This is a genomic window from Streptomyces sp. NPDC001100 (assembly GCF_053598575.1).
The window spans coordinates 98,704-110,298 of the sequence record NZ_JBSFKO010000013.1; the positions used below are offsets into that span (position 1 = coordinate 98,704).

Genomic DNA, 11,595 nt, shown 5'->3' on the forward strand with positions numbered 1-11,595 from the left:
TCCACCACCCGTCGCGACCGCACGACCCCCTTCGTCGCCCTTCACCGGGCGGAGTGTCCTCGCTGTATGGGGTCGGCGCCGGTTGGGACGGTCCTGGCCGGCCGTGCTGTCGTGGCTGGTACTGGTCGCACTGGTGCTGGTGGCCGTCGTAGGGCCGCTGTTCGTCCAGGCGGACCCGTTGCGTCAGACCTCGTCGGCGCTGCTGCCCATGGGCTCGTCCGGCCATCTGTTCGGCACGGACGACCTGGGCCGTGACGAACTGGCCCGACTGGTGCACGGCGCACGCCCGTTGCTGCTGGTGGCGTTCTCGGCAACGGCGCTGGCGGCCGTCGCGGGAACCGGCATCGGGCTCGTCGCCGGGTATGCGGGCGGCGTCGTCGAGCAGGTCCTGATGCGGATCGTCGACCTCGCCCTCGCCTTCCCCTCCATCCTGCTCGTCATCCTCCTCGTGGCGGCCGCGGGACCCGGCACGGTCAGTCTGGTCTTCGGCATCGGGGTGTCCCTCGCGCCCGGTCTGGCCCGGCTGGCGCGTGCCCTGACCGCGCGCGAGGCGGCCCATGACTACGTCGTCGCCGCGAAGTTGGGCGGCACCCGCACCTCGCGCATCCTCGCCCGCGAACTCCTCCCGAACATCGCCGGACCGATGCTCGCGCAGGTCGTGATGACGCTGTCGATCGCCGCGGGCTTCGCCGCCGGCCTGTCCTATCTCGGTCTCGGAATCCAACCCCCGCAGCCCGACTGGGGCTACATGGTCCAGGCGGGCCAGGAGTTCCTCTACACGGCGCCCCGACTGGTCGTCCTGCCCGCGACGTTCACGCTGCTGTTCGTCGTCGCCTGCAACTTCGTGGGCGACGACCTGCGCGACGCGCTCGACGTGAAGGGGCCCGCGTGACCACCGCACTGCTCCCCCTCCGCAGGCCCAAATGGGCAGCGGGACCAACCCTGTTGGTCCTACGCCGGCTCGCGGTCGTCCCCGTCGTGCTGTTCGCGCTGGCCAGCCTGGTGTTCCTGGCGATGCGGCTGCTGCCCGGCTCACCGGCGACCTCGCTCGCGGCCGGCGGCAACACCCTGTCCGCGTCCGACCTGGCGGCGAACGAGGCACGCGTCAACAAGGCCCTCGGCCTCGACCGACCACTGATCGTCCAATACGGCAGCTTCCTCGACGACTTGGTGCACCTACGCCTCGGCACCTCGTTCTACGGTTCCAACAGCGTCCTGGGTCTGCTGGGCGACGCGCTCCCCGCCACGATCGAGCTGACGCTCGCGGCGATGACGATCGCGGTGCTGCTCGGTGTCGTCAGCGGGGTCATCGCCGCGCTGCGCAAAGGGAGTTGGATCGACCACTCGACCCGGGCCGTAGCCACGGTCAGCTTCTCACTGCCGTGGTTCGCGCTCGGTGTGCTCGGCATCGTCGTGTTCGGTGTGTGGCTGCGCTGGCTCCCGGTCCTCGGCCGGCTGCCCAGCTCGCTCGACTACAACCCGACCACCAACTTCGTTCTCCTGGACGCGATTCTGCAGAACCGCCCCGAGCTGGTGTGGCCCTGGATCCAGCATCTGATCCTGCCCGCCGTCACGTTGGCGCTGTCGATGGCCGGGTTCATCACCCGCATCGTGCGCGCCTCGGTGCTGGAGGTCCTCGACGACGACTTCGTCAGGACCGCCCGCATGAAGGGCCTGAGCGAGGGCGTGGTGATCCGCCGCCACGTGCTGCGCAACTCGTGGCTGCCCATCGTGACGGTCCTGGGGCTCCAGTTCGGTTCTCTGCTGGGTGGTTCGGTGATCACCGAGACGGTCTTCTCGTACGCCGGTGTCGGCCGCCTGCTCGTGCAGGGCGTCCTGCAACGGGACTACCCCGTCGTGCAGGGCGCGGCCCTCGCCATCGCGCTCCTCTTCACCCTGGTCAACCACGCGGTGGACGTGCTCTACACGGTCCTCGATCCGCGGCTACGGAAAGGATGACCCGCATGGACATCGTGCTCGTCCACGGTGCCGGCGGACGGCCGACAACCTGGTCGGCCGTCCAGCCCCTGCTGGCAGCCCGCGGTCACCGGCTGTTCGTCGTCACCAACCCGATGACCTCCCTGGAGGACGATGTCGCCAACACGGCGGCCCTGTTGGCGGAGACGACGGGCCCGGTGCTGCTGGCCGGGCACTCCTACGGCGGCGCGGTGATCAGCAACGTCGGGCGCGATCCGCGGGTCAAGGGGCTTGTCTACATAGCCGCGTTCGGGCCGGACGAGGGCGAGACGGTCAACGAGATCGTCGAACGGTACGAGGAGGCCGAGATCTCCAAGTACATGCGGCGCGGCCCCAACGGCGAGTGGAAGTCCGAGACGAGCGAGGAGTTCTGGGCGGAGATCGGTCCCGACCTCTCCCCCGAACAGCGGGCCGTGGTGGAGGCGGAGGGCCGCAAGGCGGAGAACCTCATCTTCACCCAGCCGACCGGCACACCGGCCTGGCGCACGCTGCCCAGCTGGTACCTGGTCGCCGACGACGACCGCACCCTGCGCCCGGAGATCCAGAACGACATGGCGGCCCGCATGAAGGCCACCGTCGAGCACGTACCGGGCAGCCACTACACGACCCTGGTGTGGCCCGAGCGCGTCGCCGATCTGATCCACGCGGCGGCGGTGGCCGTGGGCGAGGGTTCATGACGTCCGCGCCCGTGCTCGAAGTCCGGGACCTGCGCGTCCAGTTCGACGTGCCGGCGGGCCGGCTGCCCGCCGTGGACGGCGTGGACCTGATCCTCCGGCAGGGCGAAGTCCTGGCGCTGGTGGGCGAGTCGGGATCCGGCAAGTCCGCCCTGTCGATGAGCCTGGTCGGGCTGAACCGCGGTCCGCGCACCCACATCAGCGGCGAGGCGGTCTTCAAGGGCCGCGACCTGGTCGCCGCGCCGGAGCGGGAGTTGCGCGATGTGCGCGGCAAGGACATCTCGGTCGTCTTCCAGGACGCGCTGGCCGCGCTCAACCCGCTGCACCGGGCGGGCGCCCAGGTCTCCGAGATGATCCGCGCCCACCGTGAGGTGACGCGGGGTCAGGCGACTTCCCGGGCAGTGGAGTTGCTCGGCGAGGTCGGCATAGCGGGTCCCGACCGCACGGCACGTGCCTACCCGCACCAGCTCTCCGGGGGCATGCGCCAACGCGTGATGATCGCGATGGGCCTGGCGAACGATCCGACGGTACTGATCGCCGACGAACCCACCACGGCCCTCGACGTCACGATCCAGGCCCAGGTGCTGGCCGTACTCAAACGCGTCCAGCGCGACCACGGCACGTCCGTCCTGCTGATCACCCATGACCTGGGCGTCGTGGCCGAGGTCGCGGACCGGGTGGCGGTGATGTACGCGGGCCGGATCGTGGAGCAGGGGACGCGCGACGATGTGCTGTTCCACCCCCAACACCCCTACACCATGGGGCTGTTGGGGTCCGTCCCGCCGATCGACGGTCCTGTCGTACGACGGCTGCCGACCATCGCGGGCAGCCCGCTGACCGGGGTGGACCGGCCGGCCGGCTGCGCGTTCGCGCCGCGCTGCCCCTTCGTCCACGACGCGTGTGCCGAGCGGCCGGTGCTGCGGCAGCGGCACGGCGACGACGGGCATCTCGACGCCTGCATGCTGCCCTCCCCCGCCCGTGCCACGGCCCGCTCCCAGGGAGGCCTCGCATGACCGCCGCACTGATCCAGGCCCGCGAACTGCGGGTCGAGTACCCGGGCCGCGCGGGCGGCCGGGTCAGGGCGCTGCGGGACGTCGACCTCGACATCCTCCAGGGCGAGACCCTCGGCCTGGTCGGCGAGTCGGGCTGCGGGAAGTCCACACTGGGCCGGGCCCTGTTGCGGGTGATCGAACCCGCCTCGGGCCGCATCGAGTTCGACGGCACCGACCTCACCCGGCTGCGCGGGCGCCAACTGCGGCGTACGCGCGCCGAGTTGCAGATGGTCTTCCAGGACCCGTTCGGTTCACTGAATCCCCGCCGCCGGATCGCGGACATCGTCGCCGAACCCTTGTTGCGGGCACGCGGCGCCACCCGCGCGGAGGCCACGAAGACGGTGGCCGAGCTGCTCGACCTGGTCGGTCTGGGCTCGGACGCCGGCGCGCGCAGGCCGCACGAGTTCTCCGGCGGACAGCGGCAACGCATCGGCATCGCCAGGGCGTTGGCTTCGTCGCCGCAGTTCGTGGTGGCCGACGAGGCGGTCTCGGCGCTGGACGTGTCGATCCAGGCGCAGGTGCTGAACCTGCTCTCCGACCTGGTCCGCGACCGGGGTCTGACGATGCTGTTCATCTCGCACGACCTGGGCGTCGTACGGCACATCGCCGACCGGATCGCGGTCATGTACCTCGGCCAGATCATCGAGGTCGCCTCCCGCGACGCCTTCTTCGCCGCCCCCGCACACCCCTACAGCCGGGCACTGCTGTCCTCCGTGCCGGTGCTGCGCCCCGGCGGGAAACGTGAACAGGAGGTACTGGAGGGCGAGTTGCCCGATCCGGCGAATCCGCCCGAGGGCTGTCTGTTCCGCACCCGGTGCCCCATCGCCACGGAGGAGTGCCGCACCGCGGCCCCCGAGCTGCGCGAGATCACGCCGGGCCGCAGTGTGCGCTGCCACCTCCCCCTGGTCACCAGCGAGTAGCGAGTAAGGACGAACCGCCTTGATCATCGACGCGTACAACACCACCCAGGACGTCCGCGGCCGTTCCGACTACCTCACCGGCGCCCGCAAGGGCCAGGCCCCGCCGCCGTACACACCCTTCGAACCGCGCCGCATCCTCGACCGGATGGACGCGGCCGGGGTGGACATGGCGATGGTGTGCTCGCTCGCGCAGCGCATCGAGAACGACTTCATCGCCTCACTGGTGGCCACGTACCCGGACCGGTTCTTCGGCTTCGGGCAGGTGATGCCGCAGGCCGACGACGCGCTCGACGAGATCGACCGGATGGCCGACGCGGGTCTGGTGGGCCTGAAGCTGCACCCGAGCCTGCACGGCTATCACGTCGCCGACCACGGCCTGCTGGACCCGGTCTTCGAGGCGTGCGCGCGGCGCGGTCTGCTGGTGCTGATCAACGCTCTCGACGACGCGTTCTGCGCGCCGCTGGCCATCGAGGAGATCGCGCGGGACCACCCCCAAGTACCCACGATCATCGCGCACATGGGGGCGGTGTGGAACGTTCCGGAGGCGATCATCGTGGCCGAGCGGCAGCCGCACGTGTACCTGGAGACGTCCGCGACGCTGATGAGCGACGTGAAGCGTGCCTACGCAAGGCTCGGGCCGGAGAAGATCCTGATGGGCAGCGAGTGGCCCGGCTCCGACTTCGACCTGGAACGCATGAAGATCGCCAAGGCGGTCGAGGACGAGAAGGACCGCGCGCTGGTCGAAGGCGGCAACATGGCCCGGCTCCTGGGGCTGACGGTATGAGCGCCGTGAACGTGCGACCGGTGGCCGTACCTCCGTCGATGCACGAGGACGACGTCGAACTCCTCGCCACCGCACAGCACTTGCTGGCGCGGGTGTGGCAGTCGGGCCGGCACGAGGTCGCGACCGCGCTGCGCACGGCGGACGGCCGGGTCCACACCGGGGTCCATGTGGAGGGTTCCTGCCGGCGCAGTTCGATCTGTGCCGAGGGGGTGGCCATGGGCACCGCCCGGGGCGCGCTGCCCGCCGGGGCGGAGTTGAGCATCACGTCGGTGGTGTCGGTGCAGATCAAACCGGCGGGCTGGTTCCGGATCATCGCCCCGTGCGGGGTGTGCCGAGAGCTGATCAGCGACTACTGCCCGGACGCCACCGTGTGGGTCACCACGGTCGACGGGGACGAGCCCGTTCCGCTGCGCGCCCTGGACCTGCTGCCCGAGAAGAGCCGACGCCGGTGGTGAGCGCCACCGGCCCCGAGGAGAGGAGAGCCATGTCGTCCGCCTTCGTCACCGGTCCGTCCGGACGGACCGTCCCCACCGGGCTCGATGTCCCCGAACTCGCCGCACAGTTGGGCGGATCCGGGACGCCGGTGCTGTGGGAGGAACTGACCTGGCCGGAGGCCGAGTCGACGGCCGCGGTCCAGGACGCCGTCATCATCCCGGTCGGCGCCACCGAGCAGCACGGCCCCCATCTCCCCCTCGCCGTGGACACCCGGATCTGCGAGGCGGTCGCCCTCGGCGTCTCCGCCCTGACCGGCGTGCCCGTCGTACCGCCGCTCAGCTTCGGCGTGTCGGCGTCGCACGGTGAATTCGCGGGGACGGTGGCACTACGGCCGGAGACGATGATCGCCGTCGTCGAGGACGTCATCGACTCGCTCTACGCCTCCGGAGTACGGCAGTTCGTGCTGCTCAACGGGCACATCTGGAACAACGGCGCGCTCGATGTGTCGGCCGAGAAACTGAGAGTCCGTCACAAAGACGCACGGGTGAGGGCGTTGGGGTACGTGACGATGTACCCGGGTCCGGAGGTGGACGGACACGTCACCTACGGGCGGGCGTTGATGCACGCCAACTTCTTCGAGACGTCCGTGATGCTGCACCTCGCGCCCGAGCTTGTGCGGATGGAACGGGCCACCTCGCATGTCGACGTGGACTCCTTCTGGGACTACCGCATGGACCAGGTCAGCGAGACCGGGGTCTGGGGCCGGGACGTGGCCGACGCCAACTCCAAGCACGGCGAGGCGGAGTTCGACCGCTGCGTCCTGACCACAGCACGGGCGGTGTCCACGGCGGTCCGCGAACCGTGGCCCGACCCCACTCACCGTCCCGGACGCCAGGCGTGAAGGAGAACAAGGTGGACCCCAGCATCGTGATCCCCCGGCTGCCGGACTGCGAGCCCATGCTCATCGGCGGCGAGTGGACCACCGGCACCGCGACGGAGCGGATACCGGTGCTCGACCCCGCCACGCGGGAGCAGCTCACCACGGTCGCCCAGGCGGGCCCGGCCGAGGTGTCGGCGGCTGTCTCGGCCGCCGACGCGGCCCACCGGGACCGCCGTTGGCGCGGGCTTCCGCCTCGGCAGCGCCGTGATGTTCTCCTGCGCCTCGCCGACCTGGTGGAGCGCGACGCCGAGCAACTGGCGGTGCTGGACACCCTGGACAACGGCAAGGCGATCGAACGCGCCCGCGGAGATGTGGAGTTGGGGCTGCAGGCCATCCGCCACTTCGCGGGAACCCCGACGCGGTTGGAGGGCACCGCGCACGCGGCCGGTCCCGACCGGCACGTCTACAGCGTCCGCGAACCGGTGGGCGTGGTGGCCGCCGTACTGCCGTGGAACTTCCCGTTCATGATCACCGCCTGGAAGCTCGCCCCGGCCCTGGCGGCCGGTTGCACGGTCGTCGTGAAACCGGCCGAACAGACCCCGCTCACCGCGCTGCGGCTGGCCGCGCTCTGCCTGGAGGCGGGCGTGCCCGAGGGTGTGGTCAACGTGCTGACCGGTGACGGTCGTACGGGCGCGGAACTGGTCGCTCATCCCGGCGTGGCCAAGGTGTCCTTCACCGGGTCGACGGAGGTCGGGCGCCACATCATGGCCGCGGCGGCACCGTCGTTGAAGCGGCTCACGCTCGAACTGGGCGGCAAGTCCCCCAACATCGTCTTCGCCGACGCGGATCTCGACGCGGCCGTACCGAACTCCGTGCGTGCGGTGTTCGGGCACTCCGGGCAGATGTGCACGGCGGGCAGCAGGCTGCTGGTGGAGCGCGGAATCGTCAAGGAGTTCCTGGACCGGCTGGTCCCGGCCGTGGAGGCGCTGCGGATCGGGCCGGGGCTGGCGGGCGGCATCAACATCGGTCCGCTGGTGTCGCAGGAGCAGTACGACCGCGTCACCGGTTACGTCGAACTGGGCCGCGCCGAGGGCGCCGGGGTGGCCGTGGGCGGTGAACCGCTGCCGGGGCCGGGCTGGTTCGTGCCGCCGACGGTTTTCACCGAGGTGACCCCCGACATGCGCATCGCCCGTGAGGAGATCTTCGGTCCGGTGGCCACGATCCTGCCCTTCGACACCGAGGAGGAGGCGATCGCCCTGGCCAACGACAGCGAGTACGGACTCGCCGCCGGGGTGTGGACCGGCAGTCTGGCCCGTGCCCACCGCACCGCCGCCGCGCTGGAGGCGGGAACCGTGTGGGTCAACACGTACAACGAGTTCGACCCCGCCGTGGCCTTCGGCGGGATGAAGCAGTCAGGCCTCGGCAGGGACCTCGGCGACGCCGCCGTCGACGGTTTCACCGAGCTCAAGAGCGTGACGATCGCCCTGTGAGCGCGCCCGTGACGGCCGGTACGGCCGCTTCGCACCCGAGTCCCCCACCCCCACGCACCCTGAACGTCGCGGCCGAACGTGCCCGCACACCGGGTTCGTTCACCGGTCACCACTTCAACTCGGCCGGTGCGGCCCTGCTCGCCAACGGCACCGTCGAGGCGGTCATCGACCACCTCCGTGCGGAGAGCCTGTCCGGCGGCTACGAGGCCGCGAAGCACGCGGCTCCCGCCCTGGAGACCGTCTACGCGCGTACCGCCGAGCTCCTCGGCGCCCGGCTGGAGGAGGTCGCCCTCGTCGAGAGCGCGACGGCCGGCTGGCAGCGTGCCGTGTCGGCGCTGCGACTGCGCCCCGGCGACCGGGTGTTGGCGGCCCGCTCCAGTTACGTCAGCAGTGCGCTGCACCTGCTGTCCGTCGAGCGCGACCATGGCGTCCGGGTGGAACTGCTGCCCAACGGCCCTGACGGGGCTGTGGACTTGGAGGCTCTGGAGACGGCGCTGCGGGCCGGACCCGCGGCTCTGGTGACGGCCGCCCATGTGCCGACCTCCTCGGGACTGGTCGAACCCGCCGCCCAGATCGGCGCGTTGGCCGGTGCCCACGGCGTGCCCTTCCTCCTGGACGCGACCCAGTCCCTCGGCCAGTTGCCGGTGGACATGGGCGCCATCGGCTGCGACCTGCTCATCGGCACCGGCCGCAAGTTCCTGCGCGGTCCGCGCGGCACAGGCCTGCTCGCGGTCCGGCGCCCGCTCCTGGACCGGCTCGCCCCGGAGGCCCCCGATGTCCGGGGCGCCCGGTGGACCGCCGAACGCAGCTGGGAACTGGTGCCGGACGCCAAACGCTTCGAACTCTGGGAGGCCGCACACGCCCTGCGCCTCGGCCTCGGCGCCGCGCTGACCGACCTCGGCGCGCTCGGCGTCGACACCGTCGCCCGGCACCTGGCGGCCCTCGCCGCCGCACTGCGGGAACGCCTCTCCGCACTGCCCGGTGTCCACGTGACCGATCCGCCGGCCGCGGGCGGCGCGATCGTCACCTTCGTCGTGGACGGACTGGACGCCTCGGACGTCCAGCACCAACTCGCCTATCGTCGCGTCCACTTGATCGCCGTGCCCGCGGGACACGGCCGCTGGGACATGGACCACCGGGGCCTCACCAAGGTGGTCCGGGCGTCCGTCCATGTCTACAACGACGCGGACGATCTGGACGCCCTGGTGGAGGCGGTACGGGAGATAGTCTGCTTGCAGGGGCGCGGTACGGCGTCCGGTGCGGGCCGACCGGAACCGGGGGCGGGTGGCGCGCGGCGGGGCGACGCCCGGCCGGAGGCCGATTCCGGACAGGGCGTGGAGCACGGCGCCGGCCCCACAACACCCGTCCCGGTCCCCGAGGCTTCCCACGGCACACCCCCGCTCACGCACTCTCAGGCCCGGGTGCCGGGCGGCGAACACGCGGCGCCCTCGCCCGCGAGTCCTCAGGTCCCGGCGCCGACCATCGGGCTCCATCCCTCGCCAGCGGCCACGCACACGCGCACCTCCCACCACACTCACGACGCGATCGTGGTCGGCCTCGGCGTCCACGGCACCGCCACCCTGCGTCACCTCGCCGCCCGCGGACTCGACGTCCTGGGGCTCGAACAGTACGGCCTGGGCCATGACTTGGGCTCCTCGCACGGGGCGACCCGGATGATCCGCCGCGCGTACCCCCACCCGGACTGGGACGCGCTCGTCGACACCGCCTACCAGGCGTGGACGGAGCTGGAGGGCGCCTCGAAGGCCCAACTGCTCGACATCACCGGTGGGTTGTACGCGGCGCCGTACGACCGCCCGGACCCCTTGCGCGGCCCCGGCTGCCGGGAGGTCGACGCCGAGGAAGCGGCACGGATCTTCCCGGGGCTGCGACTGCCCACCGGATTCACCGCAGTGCACGACCCGCGGGCCGGGATCATCGACGCGGAGGAGACGCTCCGCGCCCAACTGGCACTGGCCGAACGGTCCGGAGCGCGCGTCGAGGACAACTCCCCCGTCCTCGGCTGGGAACCGGACGGCGACGAAGTCCTGGTACGCACCGGTCAGGCCGTCCTGCGCACGCGCCGCCTGGTGCTGTGCACCGGTCCTTGGACCGCAGCCCAAGTCCCTGCCCTCGGCCCGCACCTGACGGTCACTCGGATCGTCAACGCCTACTTCGCCGCCGATCCGGCGGGCCCGCTCGGTCCCTCCGGTCTGGGCAGTTTCTCCGTCGATCTGCCGCAGGGCCTGCTGTACGGCTTCCCGGCGACCGACGGTCACGGACTCAAGGCCGGGCTGGACAACGGCCCGACCTGGGACCCGCAGGCCCCTCGCCCCCCGGCCACCGCCGAGGAACTCGCCCTGCTCGCCGAGGCGGTGGCACAGGTGCTGCCCGGTGCCGGGCCGGTGACGGAGAGCCTGACGTGCCTTTACACCATGACCGCCGACCGCCGCTTCGTGGTCGGTGAACTGCCGGGCGTGCCGCAGGTGTTGCTGGGCTCGGCGTGTTCGGGGCACGGGTTCAAGTTCGGACCGGCGATCGGCGAGGCGCTGGCCGACCTCGTGTGCGGGATCGGCCGGCCGGACCTGGACTTCCTGTCCCCGGCCCGACTCTTCCCCGGCGGTATCTCGTGAGGCGGCGCCACCGCGCCCGCTCAGCCGTGGAACACCGTCTGGGACCGGCGCTCGTACCAGGCCGTCAGATGCTCGCCGGAACTGATGACGTGCTCGCGCATCAACGCGTCCGCGCGGTCGGCGTCATGCGCGGCCAACGCCTCGATCACAGCCTCGTGTTCACGGATGTTCAACTGCCGGTGGCGTTCGTCGCCGGCGAGGGCGAGCGAGGAGACGTTGCGCGGGAAGCTCTCGTTGATCCGGTCGATCATCCGGGTCAGCCAGGGGTTGTCGGCCGCCTCGCAGATGACCGTGTGGAAGCAGTCGTTCGCCGCCGTGGTCGCGGCGCTCCCGCCCCCCGTCCCCTCACCCGCGGCCCGCGCCACCGCCTCGCACAGCACGGCGTTGTGCTCGCGCAGTGCGGCGAGTCCGCGTTCCGTGATGCGGGAGGCGGCGCGCCGGGCGGCCATGCCCTCCAGCTCGGCGCGCACCTCGTACGCCTGGCGCACCTCCCAGGGCGCGGGCACCCGGACCACCGCGCCGCGGTTCGGCTGCATCTCGATCAGTCCGCCGTTCTGGAGCTGACGCAGCGCCTCGCGCACCGGTGTACGGCTGACCCCGAACTCGGTGGCCAGCGCCGCCTGGCGCAGCGGTTTGCCGATCGCCAGCTCGCCGTTCATGATCCGCGCGCGGATGCGGGCCGCGATGTCGTCGACGAGGGGTTCGTCGTCAGTCTGGGGGGTCATGGGAGTCGGTCAAACCCTTCTCGGGGGC

The 11,595-nt window shown here is 71.5% G+C and carries 11 protein-coding genes; 10 read left to right on the plus strand and 1 reads right to left on the minus strand.

Annotated features, from left to right (window positions below; genetic code table 11):
• Positions 1 to 103: 103 nt before the first annotated feature.
• From ACWDEW_RS20610 to solA, 10 genes are read left to right on the plus strand one after another with little or no spacing between them, the layout of a single operon-like run.
• Entirely contained in the window at positions 104 to 892 is a 789-nt protein-coding gene (locus tag ACWDEW_RS20610; protein WP_450514395.1) for an ABC transporter permease, read from the plus strand.
• Entirely contained in the window at positions 889 to 1,959 is a 1,071-nt protein-coding gene (locus ACWDEW_RS20615) for an ABC transporter permease (RefSeq protein ID WP_450514396.1), read from the plus strand. The genes ACWDEW_RS20610 and ACWDEW_RS20615 overlap by 4 nt, the downstream gene beginning before the upstream one ends.
• 5 nt (positions 1,960 to 1,964) lie before the next feature.
• Positions 1,965 to 2,654, plus strand: coding sequence for an alpha/beta hydrolase (locus ACWDEW_RS20620; protein ID WP_450514397.1), 690 nt, complete (start codon positions 1,965 to 1,967; stop codon positions 2,652 to 2,654).
• Entirely contained in the window at positions 2,651 to 3,664 is a 1,014-nt protein-coding gene (locus tag ACWDEW_RS20625; protein WP_450514398.1) for an ABC transporter ATP-binding protein, read from the plus strand. The genes ACWDEW_RS20620 and ACWDEW_RS20625 overlap by 4 nt, the downstream gene beginning before the upstream one ends.
• Positions 3,661 to 4,623: an ABC transporter ATP-binding protein gene (locus ACWDEW_RS20630; RefSeq protein ID WP_450514399.1), complete on the plus strand. Its 963-nt coding sequence runs from the start codon at positions 3,661 to 3,663 to the stop codon at positions 4,621 to 4,623. Before ACWDEW_RS20625 ends, ACWDEW_RS20630 begins: the two co-directional genes overlap by 4 nt.
• A gap of 19 nt (positions 4,624 to 4,642) precedes the next feature.
• Positions 4,643 to 5,407, plus strand: a complete 765-nt coding sequence (locus ACWDEW_RS20635) for an amidohydrolase family protein (RefSeq protein WP_093631236.1) — start codon at positions 4,643 to 4,645, stop codon at positions 5,405 to 5,407.
• The gene (locus tag ACWDEW_RS20640) at positions 5,404 to 5,862 is read left to right on the plus strand and encodes a cytidine deaminase (RefSeq protein WP_450514400.1); all 459 of its coding nucleotides are present in this window, start codon (positions 5,404 to 5,406) and stop codon (positions 5,860 to 5,862) included. The genes ACWDEW_RS20635 and ACWDEW_RS20640 overlap by 4 nt, the downstream gene beginning before the upstream one ends.
• Positions 5,863 to 5,891: 29 nt before the next feature.
• On the plus strand, positions 5,892 to 6,743 hold the full coding sequence (locus tag ACWDEW_RS20645; RefSeq protein ID WP_450514401.1) for a creatininase family protein: 852 nt from the start codon (positions 5,892 to 5,894) through the stop codon (positions 6,741 to 6,743).
• 11 nt (positions 6,744 to 6,754) lie between these two features.
• The gene (locus ACWDEW_RS20650; protein ID WP_450514402.1) at positions 6,755 to 8,212 is read left to right on the plus strand and encodes an aldehyde dehydrogenase family protein; all 1,458 of its coding nucleotides are present in this window, start codon (positions 6,755 to 6,757) and stop codon (positions 8,210 to 8,212) included.
• Positions 8,209 to 10,842 carry an N-methyl-L-tryptophan oxidase gene (gene solA / locus ACWDEW_RS20655; protein ID WP_450514403.1) on the plus strand — a complete coding sequence of 878 codons (2,634 nt, stop codon included), beginning with the start codon at positions 8,209 to 8,211 and terminating at the stop codon, positions 10,840 to 10,842. The genes ACWDEW_RS20650 and solA overlap by 4 nt, the downstream gene beginning before the upstream one ends.
• A 20-nt stretch (positions 10,843 to 10,862) precedes the next feature.
• On the opposite strand, the gene ACWDEW_RS20660 is transcribed toward solA, so the two are convergent.
• Entirely contained in the window at positions 10,863 to 11,567 is a 705-nt protein-coding gene (locus ACWDEW_RS20660; RefSeq protein WP_200711997.1) for a GntR family transcriptional regulator, read from the minus strand.
• Positions 11,568 to 11,595: the final 28 nt, after the last annotated feature.

Excerpts from the sequence above, each read along its gene's own strand:
- ACWDEW_RS20645 (WP_450514401.1), top strand. The coding sequence starts at position 5,892 with ATGTCGTCCGCCTTCGTCACCGGTCCGTCCGGACGGACCGTCCCCACC.
- ACWDEW_RS20640 (WP_450514400.1), top strand. The coding sequence starts at position 5,404 with ATGAGCGCCGTGAACGTGCGACCGGTGGCCGTACCTCCGTCGATGCAC.
- ACWDEW_RS20660 (WP_200711997.1), bottom strand. The coding sequence starts at position 11,567 with ATGACCCCCCAGACTGACGACGAACCCCTCGTCGACGACATCGCGGCC.
- ACWDEW_RS20625 (WP_450514398.1), top strand. The coding sequence starts at position 2,651 with ATGACGTCCGCGCCCGTGCTCGAAGTCCGGGACCTGCGCGTCCAGTTC.
- ACWDEW_RS20630 (WP_450514399.1), top strand. The coding sequence starts at position 3,661 with ATGACCGCCGCACTGATCCAGGCCCGCGAACTGCGGGTCGAGTACCCG.
- ACWDEW_RS20620 (WP_450514397.1), top strand. The coding sequence starts at position 1,965 with ATGGACATCGTGCTCGTCCACGGTGCCGGCGGACGGCCGACAACCTGG.